The organism is Mycoplana sp. MJR14 (genome assembly GCF_029210525.1).
Taxonomy (GTDB): domain Bacteria; phylum Pseudomonadota; class Alphaproteobacteria; order Rhizobiales; family Rhizobiaceae; genus Mycoplana.
Window position 1 is genome coordinate 154,535 of record NZ_JARGEO010000006.1, and the last position, 26,986, is coordinate 181,520.

General features: G+C 64.1%; 23 protein-coding genes and 1 tRNA gene. 3 read left to right on the forward strand and 21 right to left on the reverse strand.

From position 1 onward, the window contains the following. Positions 1-15 precede the first annotated feature (15 nt). The 4 genes from P0086_RS15970 to P0086_RS15985 all read right to left on the reverse strand — a co-directional run bounded on the left by P0086_RS15970 (position 16) and on the right by P0086_RS15985 (position 4,174). Positions 16-1,053, reverse strand: coding sequence for a DNA polymerase III subunit delta' (locus P0086_RS15970; protein ID WP_275787290.1), 1,038 nt, complete (start codon positions 1,051-1,053; stop codon positions 16-18). Further along, positions 1,050-1,739: a dTMP kinase gene (gene tmk / locus P0086_RS15975; RefSeq protein ID WP_275787292.1), complete on the reverse strand. Its 690-nt coding sequence runs from the start codon at positions 1,737-1,739 to the stop codon at positions 1,050-1,052. Before tmk ends, P0086_RS15970 begins: the two co-directional genes overlap by 4 nt. Positions 1,740-1,914: 175 nt before the next feature. Further along, positions 1,915-3,069 carry a D-alanyl-D-alanine carboxypeptidase family protein gene (locus P0086_RS15980; RefSeq protein WP_275787294.1) on the reverse strand — a complete coding sequence of 385 codons (1,155 nt, stop codon included), beginning with the start codon at positions 3,067-3,069 and terminating at the stop codon, positions 1,915-1,917. Between the two features lie 67 nt (positions 3,070-3,136). Next, positions 3,137-4,174: a septal ring lytic transglycosylase RlpA family protein gene (locus P0086_RS15985; RefSeq protein ID WP_275787297.1), complete on the reverse strand. Its 1,038-nt coding sequence runs from the start codon at positions 4,172-4,174 to the stop codon at positions 3,137-3,139. Between the two features lie 515 nt (positions 4,175-4,689). Here P0086_RS15985 and P0086_RS15990 point away from each other — a divergent pair. Continuing rightward, complete coding sequence (locus P0086_RS15990; protein ID WP_275787299.1) at positions 4,690-5,223, forward strand: DUF992 domain-containing protein; 534 nt, start codon at positions 4,690-4,692, stop codon at positions 5,221-5,223. A 450-nt stretch (positions 5,224-5,673) separates the two neighbouring features. On the opposite strand, the gene P0086_RS15995 is transcribed toward P0086_RS15990, so the two are convergent. The 3 genes from P0086_RS15995 to P0086_RS16005 form a co-directional block, all read right to left on the reverse strand. After that, on the reverse strand, positions 5,674-5,886 hold the full coding sequence (locus P0086_RS15995) for a hypothetical protein (protein ID WP_112611063.1): 213 nt from the start codon (positions 5,884-5,886) through the stop codon (positions 5,674-5,676). Positions 5,887-6,081: 195 nt separating this feature from the next. After that, positions 6,082-6,171: transfer RNA gene (locus P0086_RS16000), tRNA-Ser, on the reverse strand. A gap of 425 nt (positions 6,172-6,596) precedes the next feature. Next, a complete protein-coding gene (locus tag P0086_RS16005) occupies positions 6,597-7,868 on the reverse strand; it encodes a hypothetical protein (RefSeq protein ID WP_275787301.1) in 1,272 nt (423 codons plus the stop codon). Between the two features lie 802 nt (positions 7,869-8,670). Here P0086_RS16005 and lexA point away from each other — a divergent pair. Then, positions 8,671-9,381, forward strand: a complete 711-nt coding sequence (gene lexA, locus P0086_RS16010) for a transcriptional repressor LexA (protein ID WP_112599731.1) — start codon at positions 8,671-8,673, stop codon at positions 9,379-9,381. Here the strand turns inward: lexA and P0086_RS16015 are convergent. Then, the gene (locus P0086_RS16015; RefSeq protein ID WP_275787303.1) at positions 9,362-11,992 is read right to left on the reverse strand and encodes a ComEC/Rec2 family competence protein; all 2,631 of its coding nucleotides are present in this window, start codon (positions 11,990-11,992) and stop codon (positions 9,362-9,364) included. The genes lexA and P0086_RS16015 overlap by 20 nt on opposite strands. A gap of 302 nt (positions 11,993-12,294) precedes the next feature. Between P0086_RS16015 and gltA the strand changes: the two genes are divergently transcribed. Continuing rightward, the gene (gene gltA, locus P0086_RS16020; protein ID WP_112598897.1) at positions 12,295-13,584 is read left to right on the forward strand and encodes a citrate synthase; all 1,290 of its coding nucleotides are present in this window, start codon (positions 12,295-12,297) and stop codon (positions 13,582-13,584) included. Positions 13,585-13,614: 30 nt separating this feature from the next. Here the strand turns inward: gltA and lpxB are convergent, their stop codons facing one another. From lpxB to rpsB, 13 genes are all read right to left on the reverse strand, one after another. Then, on the reverse strand, positions 13,615-14,799 hold the full coding sequence (lpxB, locus tag P0086_RS16025) for a lipid-A-disaccharide synthase (protein WP_275787305.1): 1,185 nt from the start codon (positions 14,797-14,799) through the stop codon (positions 13,615-13,617). Then, on the reverse strand, positions 14,796-15,674 hold the full coding sequence (gene lpxI / locus P0086_RS16030; RefSeq protein WP_275787306.1) for a UDP-2,3-diacylglucosamine diphosphatase LpxI: 879 nt from the start codon (positions 15,672-15,674) through the stop codon (positions 14,796-14,798). Before lpxI ends, lpxB begins: the two co-directional genes overlap by 4 nt. A gap of 5 nt (positions 15,675-15,679) precedes the next feature. Beyond that, positions 15,680-16,495 carry an acyl-ACP--UDP-N-acetylglucosamine O-acyltransferase gene (gene lpxA, locus P0086_RS16035; RefSeq protein ID WP_162702422.1) on the reverse strand — a complete coding sequence of 272 codons (816 nt, stop codon included), beginning with the start codon at positions 16,493-16,495 and terminating at the stop codon, positions 15,680-15,682. Further along, a complete protein-coding gene (gene fabZ, locus P0086_RS16040; protein ID WP_112598905.1) occupies positions 16,492-16,959 on the reverse strand; it encodes a 3-hydroxyacyl-ACP dehydratase FabZ in 468 nt (155 codons plus the stop codon). The genes lpxA and fabZ overlap by 4 nt, the downstream gene beginning before the upstream one ends. Next, the gene (gene lpxD / locus P0086_RS16045) at positions 16,956-18,017 is read right to left on the reverse strand and encodes a UDP-3-O-(3-hydroxymyristoyl)glucosamine N-acyltransferase (RefSeq protein WP_148152097.1); all 1,062 of its coding nucleotides are present in this window, start codon (positions 18,015-18,017) and stop codon (positions 16,956-16,958) included. The genes fabZ and lpxD overlap by 4 nt, the downstream gene beginning before the upstream one ends. Before the next feature lie 50 nt (positions 18,018-18,067). Further along, positions 18,068-20,428, reverse strand: coding sequence for an outer membrane protein assembly factor BamA (gene bamA, locus P0086_RS16050; RefSeq protein WP_275787310.1), 2,361 nt, complete (start codon positions 20,426-20,428; stop codon positions 18,068-18,070). A 232-nt stretch (positions 20,429-20,660) separates the two neighbouring features. Beyond that, entirely contained in the window at positions 20,661-21,794 is a 1,134-nt protein-coding gene (gene rseP, locus P0086_RS16055) for an RIP metalloprotease RseP (RefSeq protein ID WP_275787312.1), read from the reverse strand. A 30-nt stretch (positions 21,795-21,824) separates the two neighbouring features. Next, positions 21,825-22,655, reverse strand: a complete 831-nt coding sequence (locus tag P0086_RS16060) for a phosphatidate cytidylyltransferase (RefSeq protein ID WP_275787313.1) — start codon at positions 22,653-22,655, stop codon at positions 21,825-21,827. Next, positions 22,655-23,398: an isoprenyl transferase gene (locus P0086_RS16065; protein ID WP_112598911.1), complete on the reverse strand. Its 744-nt coding sequence runs from the start codon at positions 23,396-23,398 to the stop codon at positions 22,655-22,657. The genes P0086_RS16060 and P0086_RS16065 overlap by 1 nt, the downstream gene beginning before the upstream one ends. A 43-nt stretch (positions 23,399-23,441) precedes the next feature. Further along, positions 23,442-24,002 (reverse strand): ribosome recycling factor, encoded by a 561-nt coding sequence (frr, locus tag P0086_RS16070; protein WP_112598913.1) that lies wholly within the window; start codon positions 24,000-24,002, stop codon positions 23,442-23,444. Between the two features lie 53 nt (positions 24,003-24,055). Then, a complete protein-coding gene (pyrH, locus tag P0086_RS16075) occupies positions 24,056-24,778 on the reverse strand; it encodes a UMP kinase (protein WP_112610983.1) in 723 nt (240 codons plus the stop codon). A gap of 188 nt (positions 24,779-24,966) precedes the next feature. Then, positions 24,967-25,890, reverse strand: a complete 924-nt coding sequence (tsf, locus tag P0086_RS16080; protein WP_112598916.1) for a translation elongation factor Ts — start codon at positions 25,888-25,890, stop codon at positions 24,967-24,969. A gap of 309 nt (positions 25,891-26,199) precedes the next feature. Continuing rightward, positions 26,200-26,964 carry a 30S ribosomal protein S2 gene (gene rpsB, locus P0086_RS16085; protein ID WP_112598918.1) on the reverse strand — a complete coding sequence of 255 codons (765 nt, stop codon included), beginning with the start codon at positions 26,962-26,964 and terminating at the stop codon, positions 26,200-26,202. Positions 26,965-26,986: the final 22 nt, after the last annotated feature.

Genomic DNA, 26,986 nt, shown 5'->3' on the forward strand with positions numbered 1-26,986 from the left:
GACGGACCCTCAGCTTCAGCGGCCGCCCTGCGTCGCCACGGCGTCGAGGATCTCGATGACGGTCTGCTTGCGGTCGAGGTTGTAGCCGGCGGCAATGCCGATCTTTTCCGCAAGCGCGGACGAAAGCCGCGCCAGGCGTTCGGCGGCCGCGATGTCGCCGACCAGCGCCGCCGCCCGGGCGGACGCCACGACGTGATCGCTCACCTGCCCGCAGAAGAAGTCGTAGAGCGTGTCGCTGTCCTTGGCCGCCAGGACGTCGGCGAGCTTGTGCACATCCTTGCGCGGCGCCTCGCCGGCCTGCGCGACGATGGCGTGGAAGGCCTCCAGGATGTCGAAGCCGCCGTAGTTGATCAGCTTCAGCGCCGTGGCCACGCTCCCGCCCGCCGCCTGCAGCAGCCGCTCCGCCTGCGCCGCCGGCAGGGAAACGCCGAGGCTGCCGAGCGCCTTCGAAAGATCCGGCTCGGAAAGCGGGGCGAGGCTCAGCGGCAGGCATCGCGAGCGGATCGTCGGCAGGAGCTTGCCCGGCGCGTGGGTCAGCACCAGGAACATCGCGTTCCTGGGCGGCTCCTCGAGGATCTTGAGGATCGCATTGGCCGCATTCCGGTTCAGGTCGTCCGCCGGGTCGACGATGACGATGCGCCAGTTGCCCGTGCCCGAGGTCTGGGCGAAGAACTTGCCGGCGCGGCGTACCTCGTCGATCGTGATCGCCTGGCGCATCTTGCCCGTCTTCTCGTCGACGGGCCGGCTGAGATGCAGGAGATTGTGGGAGGCGCCGGACGCGATCTGGCGCCCGAGCGGCGAGGCCGGGTCGGGATCGGCCATCGTCTCCGGTGCGGTCTGCGGATCGGGATGCGACAGGATGTGATGGGCGAAGCGGAAGGCGAGCGTCGCCTTGCCGATGCCTTCGGGTCCCTCGATCAGGATGGCATGGTGGCCCTTGCCCGACCGGTAGGACTGCGCAAGGAAAGCCTCCGCCGCCGCATGGCCGAAGAGGCGCGTCTGCTCCGACGGGGCGACCGCGCCGTCGAGCAGGCCGGGCTGCTCGGTGCTCACGTCGCATCCTCCGGATGGGCCAGGCGGCTGCGCCGCGCGATCGGCAGCAGCGGTTCGACGATGGAGAGGATCTGGCGGGCGATCGCGTCCCTGGGCTGCGTGGCATCGATGACGCGGCAGCGCAGCGGCTCGCGCTCGGCGAGGTCCAGAAAGGCCTCGCGCCGCTTCTCGTGCGTCTGCAGTTCCTCCTTCTCGAACCGGTCCGGCTCGCCCTCCGAGGTGCTGCCCTGTCGCTGGCGCGCCCGCTCGAGGCCGACTGAGGCCGGCAGATCGAGGATCAGCGTGCAATCCGGCATGACGCCGTTGACGGCAACCTGCTGCAGTCGCTCGATGAAATCCGGCTCGAGATTGCCGGTGATCCCCTGGTAGACGCGGGACGAATCGACGAATCGGTCGCACAGCACGACCCTGCCCGCGGCGAGCGCCGGGCGGATCAGTTCCTCGACGTGATCACTGCGGGCGGCGGCGAAGAGAAGCGCCTCCATCCGCGTGCCGAAATGCTCCGCCGCCCCGGACAGGATGACGTGGCGCACGGCCTCCGCGCCGGCCGAACCGCCCGGCTCGCGCGTCATCAGCACGTCCTGCCCGCGTTCCTGCAGCGCCTGCGCCAGCAGCCGGATCTGGGTCGACTTCCCGGCCCCTTCGCCGCCCTCGAACGTGATGAACAATCCGGCCAACCCGACCAACCCGACCTTTTCCAATCCGGCGTACCGGCGTTTGCCCTGCCCTTTCGGGCCGATTCGGCTCAGTACTAGCGCATATCGGTGAAAACCGAAAATTCATTTGCGCACCAATACGGGGCCTGGGCCGACTTCGCACCCCGTCGTCGCGCGATCCTCTGAAAGGCGGCGGCCGGCGGCATCAGAGCCAGAAGAACAGCAGTTCCTGGAGCGCGTCGAGCGCGCGGCTGGAAAGCGTGCCGACCTCGACCGCTCCGGCCGTCTGGAGCGGCACTTCGCGGAGGAACTGATCGCCGTTCCAGATCCGCAACACGCCGACCTGCTGGCCCGGCACGATCGGCGCCTGCAGCGGCCAGCCATAGACGACGCGCGCCGACAGCCGCTCCTTGTTGTCGACCGGCAGCAGCACCTCGACATCGGCGGGCGTCACCAGCGCGACCTTGTGGACGCTGCCGCCGTAGACGCTCGCTTCCGCGATCGTGTCGCCGGCCTTGAAGAGCCTCTTCGAGCCGAAGGCGGTCATGCCCCAGTCGATCATCCGCCGTGCTTCGTCGATCCGTTCCTTCTCGTTCGCAAGCCCGCTCATCGCGAGATAGAGCCGCCGCCCCTCGCGCTCGACGGACGCGAGCAGGCCGTAGCCGCTGTCCTCCGCAAAGCCGAACATCAGCCCGTCGACGCCGATGTTCATTCCGACCAGCGGGTTGCGGTTTCGCTGCTTGATCCTGTTCCACTCGAATTCCGGCTCGGCATAGTACCGGTAATACTCCGGGTACGTCTCCCGCAGGTGGCGCGCCAGCCCGACGAGATCGCGCATGCTGGTCTTGTTGCCGGGGTCCGGCAGGCCGGTGGCATTGGCGAAACGCGACTGTGAAAGTCCGAGCGCCTGGGCCTCCGCGTTCATCCGTGCGGCGAAGGCGGCCTCCGATCCGGCCATGCCTTCGGCGAGAATGATGCAGGCATCGTTGGCGGCCTGGACCGCGACACCCCGGATCAGGCTCTCGACCGGAACCTCAGACTTCAGCGCGGCAAACATCGTCGCCGTGCGCGACGGCGCCCCGCCGGTCCGCCAGGCATGTTCCGAAACGGGATAGCTCGTCTGCAGGCTCACCTCCCCCGCCTTCAGCGCCTTGAACGCCACGGCAAGGGTCATCGCCTTGGCGAGCGACGCCGCGGTGACCGGCTCGGTTTCCTTGCGGGCAAACAGCACCGTCCCCGTGCCGGAATCGACCAGGTAGACCTGCTTGGCCTTGCTGTCGAAGGCATCGGGCGTCTGGGCGCCGGCGGGCGAACCCAGGACCAGCGAGAGGAGGAGAATGGCGAGCGATCGGAAGGACATGGGGACTCCGGCAATTGTCCTAAAGTCCTACACATCCATGCGTTCGGCAAGGCGCTCGCGAAGCGTTTTACCCGTTGTCTTCCGGGGTGTCGGTCGCGCCGGAGAGCACCAGCAGCGAGCCGTCCTGCCGCAGCACCGCATCGAACGCTTCGATCGAACCGATGTCCGCCCCAGGCTCCGCGTAGGCCGCGGCGTAGCTGGCACCGTCACCCGGCACCGGTACGAAATCCGGCCGTTCGCGCGGGATCGGCCCGATTTCGGGCAACAGTGCGAACGCGCCGATGGCCGTCAGCGCAGGGCTTTCCGGCGCCGGCGCCGCGAGCGCCGTCATCGCCGAGCCGGCCCCGGAGCCGACGTCGCTCTCCCGTTCGGCGAAGGTCGGGATCGCCGCCGGCAGGCTCTCGGCCATCGGCGCGGCCGAGGCGACCATCACGCCGGTTGCGATCTGGCCGCCCGGATCGGCGGCGGGCACGCGCGAGCCCTTCGGCACGTAGGACGCCATCAGGTAGGGCATGTCGTGGCCGTCGAGCGGCGCCTTGCCGACATACTGGACGCGGACCTTGGCCGTTCCCTTGCCCTTCACGTCGAGCATTTCGGCGGTCTTGGAGGACAGGTCGATGATCCGGCCCTCCGAATAGGGGCCGCGATCGTTCACCCGCACGATGACCGAGGTGCCGTTCTCCAGGTTGGTGACGCGGGCATAGCTCGGCAGCGGGAAGGTCGGATGGGCGGCGGAGAGATGGTACTTGTCGTAGACCTCGCCATTGGCCGTATAGCGGCCATGGAAGGCGGAGCCGTACCATGAGGCGAGACCGACCTTGTCGTAGCCGGGGTCTTCCTTCGGCTTGTACCACTTGCCGCGGACCTGGTAGGGCTGGCCGACCTGGTAGCGTCCGCCACCCTTGGGCACCGCCTGCCCTTCGCGGACGACCCGCGGGCTCGCCTTCACGCCGTATTCGGACTCGGCAAAATACTCCTTGCTCCGTCCCGCCTTTCTCGCCGTCTCGCCCGTGGTGTTGCAGGCCGCCAGGCCGGCGCACACCACCGGAATGGCGACGAGACGGAAATAGGTGCGCGCTCCCGCCGAGAAGTTACCGAAATTCATGTGTCCCACGCCGCATCTGTTTCGGAGGCTATCCGCTTGCGATCGCCTGTCCTGCGATCGCCCCCTCGATAGCGCCCTGCTCAAAACAATATATTAATCATGACGTCAAAATGGCGAAATTACGTTTCCGCCGGCGCTGAAACGGCGCCACAGAAGAACTAAATTTCCGCATGGTTAATGAATGTATAATTCTGCACGCATTGCGCGCGGTGGACTGCCTCTACTTCCCGCACAATTGCCTGAGCCGTCCATGACCACCCGATGCACTTGCGAAACGGTCTGACCGGCGATCCGCTACATGCCGTTGTCTGTCCGCTCGGGGCGGATCAAGGATTGTTGATCGCGGCCGCGCTGGCTGCCTATGCCGTTGAATTGCCTCAATGAAGGCCGACGCCAGCGGACGACGGATTCGCCGTTGTGGAACCTCGATCGCGGCCAGGCGTTCCTGATCGCCGATTGAGTGACCTCGATAAGCAAGGCGCGCCGCAGGGCGCGGCCGAAACAGGAGAAAATTTATGAAAAAGGCTTTTGCCATCGCAGTGATGACCGCTTCGCTTGCCGCATCCGGCCTGACGGCCGTCCGCGCCGCCGACACGGTGGTCGTACCGGCGGCGCCGGTCGCCCCCCGATCGGACGCGCGCGACGGCGTGCGCATCGGCTACCTGGATTGCAGGATCGGCGGCGGCGCCGGCTACGTGCTGGGCTCGGCCAAGGAAGTCGACTGCGCCTTCGTCACGACGATGGGGATCGAGCCGGTCGACCACTACCAGGGCGAGATCCGCAAACTCGGCGTCGACCTGGGCTTCACCACGCAGGGCCGCCTCGTCTGGGCGGTGCTGGCCCCCACCGCGGGCTATCACGAAGGCTCGCTCGGCGGCATCTACCAGGGCGCCACGGCCGAGGCGACGGTGGGCGCCGGCGTCGGCGCCAACATTCTCGTCGGCGGCACGTCCGGCTCCATCCACCTGCAGACCGTCAGCCTGACCGGTCAGATCGGCCTCAACATCGCCGCCACCGGCACCTCGATGACGCTGACCTCGGTCAACTGACGAGAACATCGCAAGACCCCTGCCCTCCAGGCAGGGGTTTCCCCGAACTGTCCGACATCCCGCCGGGTCGGCAGAACGCCGCGCTCACCTGGTTCCCCCTTCCGGCAACCGCTGGCCGAGCCAGACAGCCTTCCTCGCTCTTCCGTGAAAGTCACGGCAGCCATGCTGTCGGGCGGTCAGGACGAACACTGCATCGCAGAGCCGGTTCTCTTTATCGCGCGTGCTCCGACCCCTTCGTCATCCCGGACGAATTTGGCGACGCTGCACCCGGCGGCGCCCGGCATTCGCCGCGCCCTCGCCGGCGAACCTGCGAGGCGACGGGAACATTTTTGTTCCTTATAAACAGCTAAAGCATTTCGAACGGCTCGCGAACATCTGCGACCGTTTGAGGAACCACTCTGAAACTGCAGCGAAAGCTCTAACCCAAATGGGTGAGACAACACCCCTGCCCTAGACTTCGCTGATGGAAGGCAACAGCGTGATCACTTCCCGCTGATGACGTTCGTCCAGTGGTTCGATGTTCTTCGCCCAGAAGGCCTCTGCTTCGGGCGTCTCGCGCTCCCAGATGCGGGTGGTGACATGATTGTCATCCACCTTCGAGAGCCGTCGTCCACCGAGGCGGAGATACTCTTTCGCCAGTTCGGCCGCATGCGTCTGTTCCATGACCGCCATCCCTCCGATCGGAAAGATCAGCAGCATCGCATTCTATCGGGACGAGTGCCACTAACGGCAAATGGCAAGACGATCGCCGGGAGGATGCCAAGCCAAGGCAGATGGCGAGGTCCACCCCTCCATCCGCGCGCGGTTCAGGGCGCAGGTCGATGACTGTCAGGAAATATCAAATAAAATCAAAGGCATTGGCGGAAGAGGTGGGATTCGAACCCACGGTACGGTTTCCCGCACGCCGGTTTTCAAGACCGGTTCCTTAAACCACTCGGACACTCTTCCATCTAATTTATATCAAAGCGGCTTCACCCATGATATCCAGTGCGGAAAAAGCCAGTTGCTACGCACTTTGCAACTATTTCGTTTTCCGAGTTGCGCTTATAGCCGCTTGCAACGCTGCGTCAACTCCGCTGCCCATCGCGAGGAATTTTCGCCTTGGTGATCCAAAACCATCCGCACTGCTCGGGCGCGGACTTCCAGTGAGAATTTGTTCGTTGTCTTTCTCATATCGGCTCCACTGTCTCAGAAGTTGGAGCCTCCGGCAAACCCTGTGCGGTTCACCCGACCGCGCTCATCATCGCCAGCAGAATGCCGGCAATGAGCAGAGCTGGGGTATGGATCACATCTGGACCCTGACCGAGCAGCTTGCGGAAAAATGGGACCGAAAATTCAAGAGCTAGGCGCCGCCCCTCATGGCAAGCTCCGGTTCACATCCGGCGCGGGCGTTGTTGATCCCCAAGTTCTTTTATGTATGCAAAGAGCCACATGGAGAATCTCTCATTCCAGACGTCATTATGATTTTGGATGATCTCCGACGTAGTGCGAGCAATTAGGAAAGGATTTCTCTCCTGAATTACTTGGTCCTGATTGTTTGGTACACTATCGCGAGAAAGGCATAGCCCCCCGGCGATGAAATGCTCAGACAGTCCATCAGTTTCCGCGCGCTCACAAATACCAGTGCCGGCCAGTTCCAGTGTGTGTGTTTTAAAATCTGGAAAATTACCTATTGTGGTCCGCTGGGTCTCTGCCCGGTAAAGGGCGAGCCACTGTCCCGCTGGAAATGCAAACCTCGTCGCCCAATCTCCATCGGATGAAACGGATAGTAATAGAGGCTGCTGAGCATCCGAAAATCGCTCTTTGGACCGAGTAGTTGCATCCAATGCAACGTAGCGAGAAGCCTCAAAGGCCGGATTTAGGAGTATAACGGCGTTTGCGATGCCAGAGATCAATTCATACCTACCACCCTGATAGCCAGGATGGGCCTTGGCGACGTTATATATAAAAGATTGACTGGTGGCGGAGAATAGTATTCTTGATCCAAAACTGTGACCGATCGCGATGAATTGATTTTCAGAGGAATATTTGTCGGACAGCACCGAACTAATTGCTCCGACAATTTTGGATACGGACCCGGATTGAGCGATTCTGTCAGCAATGGTTTGCTTTGACCAGAATGTAATGTTGTCTAGCGGGAAACGATCAAAAGGAGGAATCTTCGATTTAGCGTTCCATCCAACGTAAATGCCAAGGACCTGCTTTCCGCCGAGATTGGAGGCTGAGAGTTTTGTGATCAGATTTTGGAAATTAATATAGTCGGAGTCGCTCGCAGAGACATCGTGCTTCCAACCATGAATGTATAGAATGACGAGCTTTGGCAACGATGTGGCGTGGGAACTCTCAATAGGACGAGGCTCGTTATCTGCCCGTCTCGGTCTATCCCAGTTTAACTCAAATAGAACATTGGTGAGTTCACACCGGTCGACAAAGCTACCCTCGTCCGTGAGTCGAATATTGAGAACCTTGCCCTCGTAGTAGGGCCGCGGCTTATAAATTGGGTCTTCGGCCTGCCCCCTCTTGCCACAATCGTTCTGCGACGCATCGGCAGGTTCGTCAAAATACGATTCGACTTCAGGAACCAACCAAAATACCAGGAGCAAGGCAATAACGCCACTGATTGGACCTATGCGAGTTCTCCACATTGCCCCCTCCATTTTCTTTCAACTTTATATCATGGCACAAAATCAATTCTTTAACAACTTGCTCTTCAAGCATTGGATGTATTCTGTGGCAAGCATGATAATTTGAAAGAGCGCGTCACATCTATTAATCGGGGATCCTTTGGAAGGTTGCCAGCACCGCTTCTCTGCATACCTGTCGCAACACTTCGCAGGCAGCTCGCCATTCAGTAGCGACGAATTCATCGCGGTGCCGTTTATGCGTGGTGGAACTAACCAGTCCACGCCGGCCGGCGGATTCGAGGTGCGCGATCCGCCGGAGCCGGCGGACTGCTCCATTTCCATTTCTCTGACATAGTTGGCCGCACCTATAACGGTCTCCTTCCGGTCGAGTTACCTTGGTAGCCAGCTGAAGAACGAAAAGAGAACACACCGCTACGATCTTTGCAACTCAACTCCGTAGCACGTTCACGTATCATTCCGTATGGGCCGATACGAGATAGGCGTCAATGCACTGAAAAAACGGGAGTTTTTGGGATCAATTGGGATGAGTAGTGACCGGCGAAATAGAATTTCAAGACCGGTTCCCTAAACCACTCGGACACTCTTCCATTGGCCCGGCGCGACAAGTTGTGTCGGCATCGGGTGCCTTGTACACCCCAGAGCGGCGCACAGCGACTTTATAGCCGTTCGCCAGCGGCCGTCAACGTCCCACCACATGGCCTGTCCGGAGCGTCGAATTCACTGAATTTTAGCCACTTGCGGAACACAAATGGAACAGATAGTGTTTGTTCCGTATTTGTTTCACGATTCTGGGTGACGAGCCATGCTGACCCGCAAGCAACAGGAACTGCTTCTCTTCATCCACGAGCGGATGAAGGAGACGGGAATTCCGCCGTCGTTCGACGAGATGAAGGATGCGCTCGACCTGGCGTCGAAGTCCGGCATCCATCGGCTCATCACCGCACTCGAGGAGCGCGGCTTCATCCGCAGGTTGCCCAATCGCGCCCGCGCGCTGGAGGTCATCAAGCTGCCGGAGGCCTATTCGCCTAGCCTGAAGGCGCGGCGCGGCTTCTCGCCCTCCGTCATCGAAGGCAGCCTCGGCAAGGAAAAGCCGGCGCCGGAACGGCCGCAGGCTCCGGCATCGGAGAGCTCCGTTGCCGTGCCGGTGATGGGCCGGATCGCCGCCGGCGTGCCGATCTCCGCCATCCAGAACAACACCCACGATATCTCCGTGCCGGCGGAAATGCTGGGCGGCGGCGAGCACTACGCGCTGGAGGTTCGGGGTGACTCGATGATCGAGGCGGGCATCCTCGACGGCGATACGGTGATCATCCGCAATGCCGGAACGGCCAACCCCGGCGATATCGTGGTGGCGCTCGTCGACGACGAGGAGGCGACCCTCAAGCGCTTTCGCCGCAAGGGCGCCTCGATCGCGCTGGAGGCTGCCAACCCGGCCTACGAGACGCGGATTTTCGGCCCCGATCGCGTCAAGATCCAGGGCAAGCTGGTCGGTCTCATTCGTCGCTATCATTGACGCCGCGGGTTCGGTCCGGATCCCAGAAGCTGTCGGAGCGCCAGTCGTAGAGGCGATGGCGGTTCCAGGGGCGGTGGATCTGGACGACGGCCGGCGTGATGGACATGTCGCGCCCTGCCCCGCCACCAGGGCCCGTCGATGCGATCTCCAGGGCGCCGGTCAGGCGCAGGTTTTGCCGGCCGATCAACGGGGTTCCGTTGCTGCAGGCGCGTCCGCCGCGATGGCGCGGGGCAATCACGATATCGGCGCTGTCGCATGCCGCGGCCAGGTGGATCGGATCCTCCAGCCAGATCACCCGCCAGCCGGCGGCAGCGACGCCGGCACACCACGCCTGCCGGCGGCAGACGAAGCGCTTCTGCGCGGCCGCCAGGGAGAAGGCCGCGTCGAACGCCCCGCCCATCGTGCCGGCCCCGGCCGGAGACCGCCCGGAGACCCCGGGGCCGGATGCCGCAGCCTCGGGCGGCGATATGGAGTTGTCCTCGCCTAGTTGCCCGTCACGCAATCTACCGTTACCCGATTGCCTGTCAGGCGATTGCCCACCGACCGATCGCCCGTCGCCCTGTCGACCGGTTGGCCCCGTGGCTCGGCCGCCCGCTGTTGAGCTTGCAATACCCCCACGCTCGCGTTCCCCGCTTTCGAGTGTCGCAGGCGCCCGGTGTTCCTTAAGCCGAAGCGCATACCGCCATTGATCGTAGATGAAGCCCGGGGGCTGCCGGCGATTGGTCGCAGCCTCACGGTCGTGGACGAGCGCCACCAGCGTTCCGTCCTCGGACACCAGCACTTGCGGCGCCGGCTGTGCGGGCGGGAAGAAAGCCAGACCGGCGCCTGCGACGAGCGGCAGGAGGGCGAGTGCTGCGATCTGTGTCCGGAACAGGCAGGCGATCGCCCCACCCGCGGCCAGGAGGGCGAAGGAAAGCGGCGGCAGGCGTCCGGTGACGATCTCGCCGCCCCAACCGGACACGAGATGCGCCAGGGCGATGATGGCTTCGATGCCCATTCCCATCACCTCGAGGGGAATGCCTTCGAGGCCGAACGGCATCAGCAGCATGGCGACGACCCCCATCGGCATCACCACGAGGGAGATGATCGGCATGGCGAGCAGATTGCCGGCAAGCCCGTAGGCGGGAATCCGATGGAAGTGACCGACGGAATAGGCGAGCGTGGCAAGGCCGCCGATCACGGAAGTGAGCAGCAGGCCGGCGACGAATCCGCTCGCGTGCCGCGTCAGCCGCCGACCGCGTGCGGCCGGTCGGTCGCCGGTGGCACCCCGGTCCCGCCAGGCGGCATAGCCGGCCACGAGCCCGAGGGTCGCGGCATAGGACATCTGGAAGCCGGGACCGGTGACGGCCGAGGGCGTGACCGACAGGATGACGATCGCCGACAGGGCGATGTTTCTCAGGCTGATGGCGGAGCGATCGACGAGGACGGCGAGCAGCATGATGACGATCATCAGCCAGGAACGGACGGCCGAGACGGCGCCCCCGGAGATCAGGATGTAGAGGGTGACGGTGACGAGACCGCCTGCCGCGGCGACCTTCTTGATCGGGTACCGCTCGGCCGCGCCGGGCAGAAGAACCAGCGCCAGGCGCGCCCCGACCAGGAACGTGCCGGCCGCCAGCACCATGTTCAACCCGGAGATCGCCAGCACATGTGCAAGGCCCGCCTGGCGCAGCGCCTCGACCGTCGCCGGGCTGATCCCCCGCTGCTCGGCGGTGACGAGAGCGGCGGCGATGGCGCCTGCGTCGCCGCCGATCCGGTCGCGGATCCGCGTCGTCAGCGCCCCGCGCCAGCTTGCCATCGTCTCCTGCGCGCCGGCAAGCCAGGAACGCCCCCGGTCCTCATCGGCCAAGGATGTCGCTGCAGGCTTCCCATAGAAGTAGCCGATCGCGCCGGTACCGGCGAAGTATGCATCGAAGGCGAAGTCGTTCAATCCCGGCAAGGCTGCGCCCGACGGCGGGCCGAGGCGCGCGCGCCCCGAGATGCCCTCCCCGACCGAGATCGGCGCGTGCCGGCTGCGCGCCACGAGATTGACGATGGCCGGCGGCCGGCGCAACGTCGGCTTCTCGGTGGAGAGCACAGAAATGCGATAGCGCATCCGCCCGCGGTCGTCCGCCTCGCCGGCCAGCACGCGTCCGGCAAGTGTGGTCGTCACCGGCTGATCGAGCAGCACGGTCGAAAGCCGCGCCGTCTCGATGGCCGCGAGCGTCAGCCCGGCAACGAACAGAAAGCCGGTGCGCGCCGCAACGGAATGGACGCCGCCACGATGCCACCAGCGGGCAGCCAGGATGACGGTTCCCACCAGCATGGCTGCGAGCAGCAGCGGCGGGAGGTCACGGGGAAGTGCGTACCATGTCCAGCCCCCTGCCCCGAGCGCGACGGGCACGAACAGGAAAGGCGTGCCGTAGTCGCATTCCCGCTGCCAGGCCGCGGCGAAGGACGATCGTGCGCGGGCGGCCACCGGGGCCAGCCGGAGCACCATCGCCCGCCCGGAAGCCGGCCGGGAAAGGCCCGGAAACGGCCGGGCGACGAGGGTCCCGGCCGGCGTCGTCGCCGAAGCAGCCTCCGGCGCTGCGGCCCGTTGTGCGACCTCGCTGGCAGTCCGCTCCCCCATCCCGAAGATCCCGGCGTCAGACCATCGGATAATGCAACTTCAGATTTTGTCAGGCAATCCCGATTTTGCGGCCGATTGGCCGGCATTCCGCGAAAGAATGCCCCCTCCCTAATTTCACGGCCTCGCCCACAAGTTGCTTGCAACTGGCGCGGAAGAGTAGATATTGCCATCCGGAATGTCCGATTTTGCATCGCACAACTATGCCTTTCGTCCTGCTTGGCAGGGCGTCGCAAATGGGTTAGCAAAGCGGCACCGCCAAGTTCGGGCACGCTCCGTGCCCTCTTAATTCAATGGAGGTCCTCATGACGGGAAAGAGCGCGGACGTCACAATCGGTGACAAGACGGTGGAGTTGCCACTGCGAACCGGGAGTATCGGGCCCTCGGTCATGGATATCGGCACGCTCTACAAGCAGACCGGCGCGTTCACCTACGATCCCGGCTTCACGTCCACGGCCTCCTGCGAATCCAAGATCACCTACATCGACGGTGACGAAGGCGTGCTGCTGCACCGCGGCTACCCGATCGAACAACTGGCCGAGCACGGCGATTTCCTGGAAGTCTGCTATCTGCTTCTGTACGGCGAACTGCCGACGAAGGCGCAGAAGGACGACTTCGACTATCGCGTCACTCATCACACGATGGTGCACGAGCAGATGTCGCGGTTCTTCACCGGCTTCCGCCGCGACGCGCATCCCATGGCCGTGATGTGCGGCTGCGTCGGCGCGCTGTCGGCGTTCTACCACGACTCCACCGACATCACCGATCCGCACCAGCGCATGGTCGCCTCGCTGCGGATGATCGCCAAGATGCCGACGATCGCCGCGATGGCCTACAAGTACCACATCGGCCAGCCGTTCGTTTATCCGAAGAACGATCTCGACTACGCCTCGAACTTCCTGCGCATGTGCTTCGCGGTGCCTTGCGAGGAATATGTGGTCAATCCGGTGCTGGCGCGCGCCATGGACCGCATCTTCATCCTGCACGCCGATCACGAGCAGAACGCCTCGACCTCGACGGTGCGCCTGGCCGGCTCCTCCGGCGCCAATCCGTTCGCCTGCATCGCCGCCGGCATCGCCTGCCTCTGGGGCCCGGCCCACGGCGGCGCCAACGAGGCTGCGCTCAACATGCTGGCCGAGATCGGCACCGTCGACCGGATCCCGGAATACGTCGCCCGCGCCAAGGACAAGAACGATCCGTTCCGCCTCATGGGCTTCGGTCACCGCGTCTACAAGAACTACGACCCGCGTGCGCGCATCATGCAGAAGACCACGCACGAGGTCCTGGGCGAACTCGGCATCAAGGACGATCCGATGCTCGAGGTCGCCATCGAGCTGGAGCGCATCGCGCTCACCGATGAATACTTCATCGAGAAGAAGCTCTATCCGAACATCGACTTCTACTCGGGCATTACGCTGAAGGCGCTCGGCTTCCCCACCACCATGTTCACCGTGCTGTTCGCGCTGGCGCGTACCGTCGGCTGGATCGCGCAGTGGAACGAAATGATCGAGGATCCGGAACAGCGCATCGGCCGCCCGCGCCAGCTCTATGTCGGCGAACCGAAGCGGGACTACGTGCCGGTCTCCAAGCGCTGAGACGAGGTCGACAAATCAGAAAAAGCCCGGTCAGAACAGACCGGGCTTTTTTTCTTTCAGCAGGGTGACGATCACGTCTGCCGCCTTGTCGCCAGGCGCGCGCGCGTCCTGCATGCGGTCATGGACGAGATCGAACCCCTCCAGCATCGACTGGCGCTGCAGCGTCGCATGCGAGAGCCGGACCGCCCAGCGGGCAAGGCTGCCGGGGCGGGCCATCTCGTTCAGGTATTCCGGGATCACGGCATAGTCGGCGATCAGATTGGGCAGTGCCCCCGTCCAGGTCTTGATCTTGCTCGCCATCAGCTTGGCGATCCAGTCGACCTTGTAGCAGGACACGACCGGCACCCGAGCCAGCGCCAGTTCGAGCAGGACCGTACCGGAGGCGGCGATCGCCACGTCGGCATCGCCAAAGGCCTGCCATTTCTCGGCACTGGAGACCGTCACGGCCGGCTTCACCTGCCAATCGGCCACCAGGCTGCGAACCAGGTCCGCCTGTCGGGGAACGGTCGGCAGGCGGAACGCGAACGGCACAGGTCCGGCGGAAAGCTCGGCCACCATGTCCTTGAAGACCGGCAACAGCCGGGTTATCTCGCCGGAACGCGAGCCCGGCAGAAGCAGGCAGGTGCGCTGTTCGCCGCTGTCGAGCGCCGGCGCGGTCTTTTGCAACTGCTTCGCCCGCACCGCCTGCACGTCCGGATCACCGGCCAGCCTGTGCCCGACATAGGTGGTCGGCGGCCCGCCCAGACGCGCCATCACCGCCGGCTCGAACGGCAGCACCGCGAGCACGTGGTCGACATAGGCTCGCATGCGCGGCGCGCGCTCCTCCTTCCACGCCCAGACGCTGGGGCAGACATAGTTGACCACCGGAAGATCCGGCAGCTGCCTGCGGACCTTGCGGGCAACGCGGTGGGTGAAATCCGGGCTGTCGATGATGACCAGCATATCCGGCCTTTCGGCAACGATCGCAGACGCGGTCTCCCGGATCCGCCGGATCAGCTTCGGCAGTTTCGCCAGGACCTGCGAGAACCCCATGATCGAGAGTTCGGAATAGTCGAACAGGGACTTCAGGCCCTCTGCCTGCAGCGCCTCGCCGCCGACGCCGCAGAGCGCGATTTCGCCCGGCCATTGCCGGCGGAGCGCTGCGACCAGATCGCCGCCCAGAAGATCGCCGGAAACCTCGCCGGCGATGACGGCCAGTTTCAGCGGTCGGCTCATCGGTGCCCTCCTGCGGCGCGCGGCAGGATGCCTGTCACGAAGAGGCCGGCACGGTCGGCCTCTTCGACGAGCGCCGCCCGGTCGAGCACCAGCGAGCGACCCGCCTCGCAGGCGATGCCCGCAAGCCCGGCCTCGGCCGCCCGCCGCACGGTGCCGAGTCCGATCGACGGCAGATCGGCCCGGCGGTCCTGGTCGGGCTTGCACAGCTTGACCAGCACGCCCTTGCGGCGGCGCGAGATGCGGCCGTCGCGCCGGAGGCTTGCTACCCGCTCCAGCATCAGATCGGTGCCCTCCGCGCCCTCGAGCGCGACCACCCTGCCCCCCACAGCAACCGCACCCTGTCCGACGTCGAGCGAGCCGAGGGCCAGCGCTGCGGCAGAAGCCGCTGCGATGTCGCGCTGTGCCTCCTCGTCCGGCCTGACCGCGCCGACCGGGCCTTCCGCAGCCAGAAGCTCGGGTGCGATCTCGTCGGCGCCGACAACGCGCACGCCGTTCGCCTCGATCAGCCGGATCACCATCTTAAGCACGGTATCATCGCCGCCGGTCAACAGCGTCCGCACGATGCCCGGCACCTGCATCAAGGTCCTGACGGTGGGGCGGATGTCACGCCACTCCGGCCGTCGCCGGACCGAACCGGACAGCACGGCCCGATCGATGCCTTCGCTGGCAAAGATGCGGCTGATGCCGGCATAATCGCCGACGCCGACGCCGGCATGGTCGAACTCCGACCAGTCCTGCTCGGCCTCGTTGGAAAGCGCGAGAATGAAGGGATCTTCGCCATGCACCCTGGCGGCGCGGGCGACATGCACCGGCAGCAGTCCGCCGCCGGCGATGATGGCCAGCCGCCCTGCGCCTTCGGGGCGGCGCTCCGCCATGCCGTTCAGGCCTTGCCGCGGTTCGGCGAGGAAAGCGCGCGATCGCTGTCCGCGCCGATGAAGTCGAGGATGTGCATGACCGGAACGCAGTCCGCATACTCCTCGCGGATGGCCGCAGCGTTGTTGCGGATCGATCCCTCGCCCTCGAAGATCGCCTTGAAGGCGCGGCGGACGCGATGGATCGTCGCCTTGTCCATCCCCGACCGCGACATGCCGACGACATTGATGCCGCCGAGGATGCCGGGATTGCCGTTGAGCATGCCGTAGGGGATGACGTCGTAGGCCACGGCCGAGAGGCCGCCGACGAAGGCATGTCGCCCGACGCGCGCAAACTGGTGCACCGCAGAGCCGCCGCCCAGGATGGCGCGGTCCTCGACCGTCACGTGACCGGCCAGCATGACGTTGTTGGACAGGATGATGTTGTTGCCGAGGATGCAGTCGTGGGCGATGTGCGAATAGGCGAGGAACAGGTTGCCGTCGCCGACGACGGTCTTGCCGCCGCCGCCGGCGGTGCCGGTGTTCATCGTCACGCCTTCGCGGATCGTATTGCGTTCGCCCACCGTCAGCGTGGTGTCTTCGCCACCGTGATGGATACTCTGCGGGTCACCGCCGATGACGGCCGACGGGAAGATGCGCGTGCCGCGGCCGATGGTCGTGCGCCCGGTGACCACGACATGGGTCAGGAGCTCGACGTCGTCGCCGAGAACGACATGCGGCCCCACATGACAGAAGGGGCCGACAACGACGTTCTCCCCGATCACCGCCCCGTCTTCGACGACGGACAGCGGATGGATCCTGGCACTGGCTGCAATCATGTTCAGGCGTCTTCCTTGTTGACGATCATCGCGCCGATATCAGCTTCGGCGACAAGTTGCCCATCAACTTTTGCGTCGCAGTGAAACTTCCAGATATTCCCGCGCTGCTTTTGCTTGACGACATGGTACTCGACCCGGTCGCCGGGGATGACCGGCTTGCGGAAACGGGCGTTGTCGATCGTCATGAAATAGACGAGGTTGGAACCGGAGCCGGTCTTGCGCGCGCAGATCGCGCCCGCGGTCTGGGCCATGCCCTCGATCAGGAGCACGCCCGGCATGATCGGCTGTTCCGGAAAATGCCCGGTGAACTGCGGCTCGTTGACCGTCACGTTCTTGATGCCGATCGCCGAATTATCGCCGTCGATCTCGATGATCTTGTCCACCAGCAAGAACGGATAGCGGTGCGGCAGGAGCGTCAGGATCTCCTTCAGCTCGGCGATGCCCAGGGCCTCCCTCTTTTCCTCGCTCATTCCTTGTCACCCGTCTTCTTTCGATTGTTTATCCGCATCGTCATTTCGGCCACGTCGCGCAGGAAGTCGCGCATCGGCCGCGCCGGTATCCCGCCATAGCGCTGGCCGGGGGGGATGTCGGCGACCACGCCGCTCATGGCGGCGATCTGGACGCCGTCGCCGATGGTGATATGGCCGTTCACGCCGGTGGCGCCGCCGATCATCACACCGTCGCCGATCGTCGTGCTGCCGGCGATGCCGACCTTGCTGACGATGCCGCAATGGCGGCCGATCCGGACGTTGTGCCCGACCTGCACCTGGTTGTCGATCTTGGTCCCCTCGCCGATCACGGTGTCGTCCATCGTGCCCCGGTCGATTGTGGTATTGGCGCCGATCTCGACGTCGTCCTGGATGATGACGCGCCCGATCTGCACGATCTTGATCATGCCGCCCTTCGGCCCCGGGCCATAGCCGAAGCCGTCCTGCCCGATGCAGGCGCCCGGATGAAGGATGACACGGTTGCCGATCAGCGCGCACTGGATCCTGGCGCCGGCCGAAATCGTACAGTCACGTCCGATCTGCACCCCTGCGGCGATCGTGACGCCCGGGCCGATCCGCGTACCCTCGCCGATTTCGACATTCGCGCCGATCACCGTCATCGGCTCGACTACGACGCCGGCCTCCAGGCGCGCGGTCGGATCGACATAGGCGAGCGGCGAGATCCCGGCAGGCTCGGACGTGGTCAGGGCGGGGCGCATCGCGCCCGGCTGCAGGATTTCGCCCGCGAGCGCGAAGGCCATGTGTGCCCGCTTCGTCTGCAGGACGGTGACATGTGCCGGAACGAGCGAAACGAGCGAGGGATCGCAAAGAATGGCGCTGGCCTGGCAGGTCTCTAGCTCGGCCTTCGTCTTGCGCGACAGGAGGTAGCACAGGTCACCCTCCTTCGCCCGGTAGACGGGCGATACATTGCGCACCAGCCGCGACCCTGCCGCCGGATCGAGAAGTTCCGCCCCAAGGCGATTCGCCAGGTCATCCAGGCGAACGCCCTCGTGAGGCGGAAAGAACCAGTTGTGTTCCATCAGCATAGACTCCAGAACAGTCCGTTGTCAGCAGTTCTGGACTGCGTGGATCAGAAGGTCGACGAGATGCCGAACTTGAACCGTTGCGTTTCGTCGAAGTCTTCCTTCACGACCGGGATCGCGTAGTCGACACGCAGCGGACCGAACGGCGAAGACCAGATCAGGCTGGCGCCGACCGATGCACGCCAGGACATGCTCGTGCCCTCGACCTCGTCGTCGCCGATGTCGACGTCGTTGCCATAGAGCGTGCCGGCGTCGGCGAAGAAGGCGCCGCGGAAGCCGGCGTCACGCGCGACGAAGGGAAGCGGGAAGCTCGTTTCCGCCGAAACCGTGAAATAGGTCGTACCGCCGATTTCGTCGCCGTTCGCCATGCGCGGACCGATACCGCCGCTCTCGAAGCCGCGAAGGTCGTTCGCGTTGAGCTGGAACTGGTCGAAAACGTTCAGGTCGCCGCTGGTCGGGGTCATGTAGCCGGCACCTGCCGACAGCGACCCGATCACGTCCGCATCTTCGAGCAGCGTCTGGAAATAGCGTGCCTTGCCGTAGATCTTGTAGAAATCGGAGTCGCCGCCGATCCCTGCAAATTCCTGGGTGAAGGTCGCGTAGATGCCTTCACGCGGCAGCTTGCGGTCATCCAGCGTATCGTAGGTCATCGAATGCGAGATCGACGAACGTACCCAGGGGCTGCCGTCGACCGCATCCCAGTAGGGACGCGACAGCTTGCGGTCTTCCGGATCACGCGCCAGGTCTTCTTCCTCGTCAACGCCGGTGCTGTAGTCCAACTTGGTGTAGTTGTAGCGCAGCGTCGTCGAAAGATCCTCGGTGATCGGCGCGGTTACGCGCAGCGTGAAGCCCTTGTTGTCGACATCGTAGAAGTCTTCGGAATCATCCTGGTTGCTGAAGATGTCGAAGCCCGCAGCCAGACGGTAGCCGAGGAAATACGGCTCGGTGAAGTTGAGGCTGTAGTTTCGCGAATCCGAACCGCCGCCGGCGGCGATGCGGATGTACTGGCCGCGCCCGAGGAAGTTCTTTTCCTCGATCGATGCCTCGAGCTTGAAGCCGCCGTCGCTGCCGGTCGTGTAGCCGGCGCCGACGCCGAAGGTACCCGTCGACTGGTCCTGCACATCCACGACGAGCACGACGCGGTCGGGCGCGCTGCCCGGAGCGGTCGTGATGTTGACGGACGAGAAGAAGCCGAGAGCGTCCAGCCGCCGCTTGGCGCTGTTGATGACTTCCTGGTTGAAGGCGTCGCCTTCGCTGATGTCGAACTCGCGGCGGATGACGAAGTCACGCGTACGGGTGTTGCCGCGGATCTCGATGCGCTCGACATAGGCGCGCTCGCCCTGGTCGACGAGGTAGTCGACCGCGATCGTGTGGTTTGCGAAGTCGCGGTTGCCGCGCGGAGTGACGCGGGCAAAGGGATAGCCGCGCGCTGCCACGACACGCGAGATCTGCGACATCGAGTCCTGAACGTCGTTGGCGCGATAGACGTCGCCGGCGCGCGATTCGACGAGACCCTTCAGCTGCTCGGCATCGACGCCTTCGACGGTCGATTCGACCGTGACGTCGCCGAACTTGTAGCGCTCGCCTTCCTCGATCGTGAAGGTGATCGTGTACTCGTTCGTGCTCTCGTCGAGAACGGCTTCCGAGGAGACGATCTGGAAGTCGGCATAACCGTGGTTGAAGTAGAACTGGCGCAGCGCCTCTTCGTCGGCGCGCAGCTTCATCTCGTCATAGACGTCCTTGCGCGACAGGAACGACAGCGGGCCGGACTTCTTGGTATTGACGACCGAGCGCAGGCGACCGTCACTGTAGGCATTGTTGCCGACGAAGTTGATCGCGGAGATCTTGGTGCGATCGCCTTCGTTGATGACGAAGGCGAGGTTCACGCGGCCATTGCCGACGTCGTAGGTCTGCGTCGTCACGGTCGCATCGCTGCGGCCGATCGCGGCATAGGCATCCTTGATGGCCTGAATGTCGCTTTCGACGGTCGTCTCGCTGAACGGGCCGAGCGACTGCGAGCGGACGACGCCCGCAAGCTTCTCGTCCTTGATCTTGCGGTTACCGTTGAAGACGACCTGGTTGATCAGGCGGTTCTCGTCGACGACGACGACGAGCGTGCTGCCGGAAACGCTGATGCGGACATCGGAGAAATAGCCGGTCGCAAAGAGCCGGCGCACGGAAGCGTCGATATCGGAATTGCTGAAGGTCTTGCCCGGCTGGATCGTGATATTGGAGCGAACGGTCTCAGCGCTCACACGATCGGCACCACGAACATCGATACGCTGGATGACAGCGGCTTCTGCGGCACTTACGGCAACGAGCGAGACGGCTGCTCCACCAGCCACCACCATGCTCGTGGAAAGGGCAACGGCAGACACCGCGTTCAAAAATCTTGAACCAGCTTTCATTTTCACAACTTACCTTTGTTTCAATGTCCCGCGGCGAACTCGAAAACCCGACTCCGGTCACGATGCCGTTTTAACCGCTTTTGCCATACAAGCAAGCACGCCCGTTAATTTCTGTTTACTTCGATTCGAACCGTGGCCCTAAGGTCACTAAAGCCTTCAAATACAGTAAACAGGACCTTAGCGGCGCCCCTGCCCCGCCCCTGCTTCCGGCACCTGCAATACCCCCGCAGGCTTACCCGAGCCTACCGAAAGTGTCATTCCAGGTTGCAAACACCGTCAGCATCAGGATCAGCGCCATTCCGATACGAAAGGCGATCTCCTGCGTCCTCGGGCCGACGGGCCGTCCGCGAAGGGCTTCAACCGCATAGAACATCAAGTGCCCCCCATCAAGTACCGGAACGGGCATTAGGTTCAAAAGTCCAATGGAAACAGACAGAACGGCTGCAAGTTGCAGCAGTGCGGCAACACCGAGGGTCGCCATCTGCCCCGAGGCCTGCGCCACCCGGATCGGTCCGCCGATCTGATCGGCCTTCATGCGGCCGGTGACTACGTTCGCCAGATAGTCGAACGTGCCGGTGACGATGTACCAGCTCTGCAGCGCGCCCTGCCCGATCGCCTGCAGCGGGCTGTATTCCACCACGCGGAAATTGCCGATCGCCTCGGTCGTCACGATACCGATGACGCCGACCTCCATCTTGTTGCCGAACTGGTCGGACAGTTCCGTCCGCTGCGGCACCATGCGCAGGTCGCGCTCCTCGCCGTTGCGCCGGATCGTGACGACGATCGGCACCTCCGGGCGTACGCTCACATAGCGGCGGACGTCGTCGAAGGTACGCACCGCAGTCCCGTCGATGGAGACGAGCAGGTCTCCGGGCATAATTCCGGCGGCCGCAGCCGCGCTCGATTCGCGAACCTCGGCGACCACCGGATCGGCCACCTGCCGGCCATAGATCGCAAACGTCACGCTGAAGATCGCAATCGCCAGCACGAAGTTGGCGATCGGTCCGGCGGCAACCGTGACCGCACGCTTCCACAGCGCAGCCCCCAGGAACGTCCGCGAGCGCTCCTCCTCGCTCAGGTTCCCCAGCTTGCCGTAGTCCGGCGTGGAGGCGGCATCCTCGTCGCCGTGGAACTTGACGTAGCCGCCGAGCGGAATCGCGCAGAGTTTCCAGCGCGTCCCGTGACGGTCGTTGAAGCCGGCGATCTCGGGCCCGAATCCGACGGAGAAGGCGGTGATGCCGATGCCGCACCAGCGCCCGGCGAGATAGTGGCCCATTTCGTGGATGAAGACGATCAGGGTCAGGACGACCAGGAAGGGAATGATCGTCCCGGTGACGAGGCCGAACACTTGCTGCAACAGTTCCATATCTGCGATGGACTCCCTGGAAGGCTGGCGTCAAAGGCCAAGAAGAAACGCGCCCGTCGATGCGGACTGCTGCCCCAACAACATTGCCGCCAGACTCAGCAGAAACGCCGTGAAACAGGCGAAAACAAGACCGTCGACCCGATCCATGACACCACCGTGACCGGGGATCAGGTGGCTGGAATCCTTGACGCCGAAGCGGCGCTTGATGAAGGATTCGAACAGGTCCCCCACCTGGCTGAAGACCGACAGGATGAAGGCGATCAGCGGGATCCACACCCCGACCTTCGGGAAGAAGCAGAGATACAGCACGCTGCCCGCGATGACGGCCGAAATGGTGCCTCCGATCGCGCCGGACCAGGTCTTGCCCGGCGAGATCGGCGGGGCGAGCTTGGGGCCGCCGATCGCCCGGCCGACGAAATAGGCCAGGATGTCGGTCGCCCAGACGACTGCAAAGACGAACAGCATCGCGATCAGGCCGGTCGCGTCGTCGGCGCGGATGGCGGCGAGCGAAAGGGCGGTCAGCCCCGCATAGGCGATGCCGCCCGCAAGCCAGAAGCTCCGCTTGAACGCCATTGCATGGATCGCCGACAGCACCACCGCGCCGGCAAGGGTCACGAGCGCCAGCTCCTCCTCGACGAACACCACCATGGCGGCGACCGCCACCGTTGCGGCCCAGCCGAACGCGTTACCCCGCACGTCGACCTCGCCGAGGCGGGTGATCGTCGACCACTCATAATAGACCAGGAGGGCGATCAGGGCCGCCAACAGCCGGAACGGCAGGCCGCCGGCCCAGGTGGCGGCGAGAACGACGGCAGCGAGGACCAGGCCTGAGACGATGCGAAGCCGCAGCTCGGTGCTCATCACGAGCCCACTGCCAGTGTCGGCGCCGGCACGCCGCCGAAGCGACGCTCACGACCGGCATAGTTCGCTAGCGCCTGCAGGAATGTCGCCCGCGAAAAGTCCGGCCAGAACTCGGGCACGAACATGAGCTCGGCATAAGCCGCCTGCCAGAGCAGGAAGTTCGACAGGCGCTCCTCCCCGCTGGTGCGGATGATCAGGTCCGGATCGGGAATGCCGGCGGTGTCGAGCCGCGCACTGATCATCTCCGGCGTGACCTGCCCGGGGTGGACAAGTCCGATCGAGACGTCAGCCGCAATCGAGCGCATCGCACGGGCGATCTCGTCGCGGGCGCCGTAGTTGAAGGCGATCACCAGCGTGATCGCCGTATTGTCCCGCGTCTTCTCCTCCGCCTCCAGCAACAGCGGCAGGATGTCGTCGCGCAGGTTGGAGCGGTCGCCGATGACCCGGATCCGCACGTTTTCCTTGTGCAGCGTCGCAAGGTCGCGACGGATGAAGGTCTTCAGGAGCCCCATGAGGTCGGAGACCTCGCTCTCCGGCCGGCTCCAGTTCTCGGACGAAAAGGCAAAGAGCGTGAGGTAGGCCACACCCGCATCGGCGGCGGTGCGGACCGCCTCGCGGACGGCCTCCACCCCCTTGCGATGTCCCATGCTGCGTGGCAGGCCGCGAACATTGGCCCAGCGCCCGTTGCCGTCCATGATGATGGCAACGTGGTGGGGAATGTTCTTCAAAGCGTGATGGGTCATCGACGATCCGTGTAAGAGGACGGGAAATCGGACAGGGCTGCGCTCAGACCTGCATGATTTCCTTTTCCTTCTCGGCAAGCAAGCGATCGACTTCGGAAATCATGTCGTCCGTCATCTTTTGAACTTTTTCGGACTGGCTGCGGCTGATGTCCTGGCCGATATCGCCATCCTTCTCGGCTTTTTTCAGGTCGTCCATGCCGTCGCGGCGCACGTGCCGGATCGCCACCTTGCCCTTCTCGGCATAGTCGTGGGCGATCTTGACGAGCGAACGGCGGCGCTCCTCGTTCAGTTCCGGCAGAGGAATGCGCAGGTTCTGGCCATCGACGATGGGGTTCAACCCGAGATTGGACTCGCGGATCGCGCGATCGACCGCGCCGACCATCTGCTTGTCCCAGACCGAGACAGCCAGCATGCGCGGCTCGGGCACGGTGATGTTGGCAACCTGGTTCAGCGGCATCCGCGATCCATAGGCCTCCACCGTCACCGGGTCGAGGACGTTGGCCGAGGCGCGGCCGGTGCGCAGCGAAGCGATATCGTGCTTGAACGCGGAAACGGCACCATCCATGCGGCGCTTCAGTTCCTTCAGATCAACACCTTCACTCATAGCTTGGAACTCCCGTTATAGGAAAACGGCGCGTCTTGTGCGCCGCTTCGGAATCAATTGTCGGATACGATGGTCCCGCGGCCGCCGCCGGTCAATATTTGTGCAAAACCGCCCTTCTCGTGAATGGAGAAGACGACGATCGGAATCGCGTTCTCGCGGGCGAGCGCCACGGCGGCGATGTCCATCACGGCCAGCCCCCGCTCCAGCACTTCCTTGTGCGTCAGGCGGTCGAAGCGGGTCGCATCGGGGAACTTCTTCGGGTCCGCCGAATAGATGCCGTCGACCTGCGTGCCCTTGAAGATCGCCTCGGCGCCGATCTCGGCAGCCCGGAGGGCTGCGGCGGAATCGGTGGTGAAGAACGGATTGCCGGTGCCGCCGGCGAAGATCACCACGCGGCCGGCCGCGAGGTGGGCGAGCGTGGCGCGCTGCGAGAAGCTCTCGCAGATTTCCGGCATGGCGATGGCGGAGAGGACGACGGTGTCGATGTCGAGCTTGCGCAGCGAGGTCGCGAGCGCCAGCGCGTTGATGACGGTCGCCAGCATGCCCATGTGGTCGCCGGTGACGCGATCACCGCCCTTGGAGGCGACGGCGACGCCGCGGAAGATGTTGCCGCCGCCGACGACGACACCCACCTCGACCCCCAGCGACCGCGCCTCGGCGATATCCGAGGCGATGCGGTCGGCGACGGCAACGTCGATGCCGAAGCCCTGCGACCCCATCAATGCCTCGCCCGAGGCCTTCAGCAGAACGCGTTTGTAGATCGGATTGGCGGACATTGGCGCTCCTGGTGGTTGGACTGGACGTCGCGGCGAGACGAATGCGGCATTACCGGCGCTCGCGCGGCAGCGCGCGAGACAGCTTGGGCCTCGCCGTGAGCCCGATACACGAAGGGCACCGCGTTGTCACGCGATGCCCTGTTTCTTTTCCAAAGTCCGTGGTCTTTTCCCAAATCGGGTAAAGAAAATCAGCCCTTGGCGACGGCAGCCACTTCGGCTGCAAAATCGCTCTCTTCCTTCTCGACGCCTTCGCCGAGCAGGAGGCGGGCCATGCCGGTGACTTCGATCGGGGCGCCGGCGAGCTTCTCGGCGTCCTTGATCGCCTGGCCGACCGTGATCTCCGGGTTCATGACGAAGGCCTGCGACAGCAGGGCGACTTCCTCGAAGAACTTGCGCATGCGGCCTTCGACCATCTTCTCGATGATGTTGTCCGGCTTGCCGGAAGCGCGCGACTGCTCGATGAAGACGTTGCGTTCGCGCTCGGCGACCGCCGGATCGACTTCCTCGGCGCGAATGGCGAGCGGGTTGGTGGCAGCGATGTGCATGGCGACCTGGCGGCCGACCGAATAGAGCACTTCCTTGTCGCCGATCGACTTCAGCGCGACGAGAACGCCGAGCTTGCCGATGCCGTCGCCGGCCGCGTTGTGGATGTAGGTGGCGACGACGCCGTCCTCGACCTTCAGCAGAGCGGAGCGACGCAGCGTCATGTTCTCGCCGATCGTCGCGATCGCGTCCTTGATCGAATCTTCGACGCTCTTGCCGGTCGCCGGGTAGGTCGCCTTGGAGATCGCCTCGACGCTGCCGTCGGTGGTCAGCGCGACGTTGGCAACGCCGCGGACGAGTTCCTGGAAGGCTTCGTTGCGGGCGACGAAGTCGGTTTCGGAGTTGATCTCGACGGCAACGGCCTTGACGCCGCCGCTGACGATGCCGATCAGGCCTTCAGCTGCGGTGCGGCCGGACTTCTTGTCGGCCTTGGCGATGCCCTTGGCGCGCAGCCAGTCGATCGCGGCCTCCATGTCGCCATTGGTCTCGTTGAGAGCCTTCTTGCAATCCATCATGCCTGCGCCGGACTTTTCGCGCAGTTCCTTCACCATTGCTGCAGTGATTTCCATCGTCTCGCCTCTTTGCGGGTTCTGCGCCTCGCCTGGCGGAAACCGGAGGGCTTCCGCACGGCTGTTGCGCGATTTCATTAGTTCGGCAGCACTCTCGCGGCGCCCTTAGGACGCGCAGCGCGTGCGGCAGCCAATCCACCGTGCGCATGACAGGGTGATGACGGATCAAGACCCTCGCGCCTCATGATCGCGCGCATTGCGCGCTGATCTGTGGCAAAACTGACAAGGCCGCTCGGTCCCCCTTGGAGGCAAACGGCCTTGTCCAGATCCTTCAACGGGCGCGGTCCATACGAGCCGCGCCCTGCCTTATCAGGCCTGGGCGTCGTCCAGGGTCGGCTCGGCCGGAGCTTCCACGGCTGCGCCGAGGTCACGACCGGAAGAGCTCTGCTGGCGGGCGATGCCGTCGATGGCGGCGCGTGCCACCAGGTCGCAGTACAGCGCGATCGCGCGCGAAGCGTCGTCGTTGCCCGGGATCGGGAAGTCGATCGGATCCGGATCGCAGTTCGAATCGATGATGGCGACGACCGGGATGCCGAGACGCTTGGCTTCCTGGATGGCGATCGACTCCTTGTTGGTGTCGATGATGAACATCAGGTCCGGCGTGCCGCCCATGTCCTTGATGCCGCCGAGTGCCTTGTCGAGCTTCTCGCGTTCGCGCTCGAGGTTCAGGCGCTCCTTCTTGGTGAAGCCGGAGGCTTCGGAGGCCAGGATCTCGTCGAGCTTGCGCAGGCGCTGGATCGAGTTGGAGATCGTCTTCCAGTTCGTCAGCATGCCGCCGAGCCAGCGGGCGTTGACGTAGTACTGGGCCGAACGCTTGGCGGCGTCGGCGATGATTTCCGAAGCCTGGCGCTTGGTGCCGACGAAGAGAACGCGGCCACCGCCGGCGACGGTGTCGCTGACGACCTGCAGCGCGCGGTGCAGCAGCGGCACGGTCTGCGCGAGGTCGATGATGTGGACGTTGCTACGATCGCCGAAGATATACGGCTTCATCTTCGGGTTCCAGCGATGGGTCTGGTGGCCGAAGTGAACACCAGCTTCCAGAAGCTGGCGCATGCTGAAATCAGGCAATGCCATGCCTTTTTCTCCTTTTCCGGTT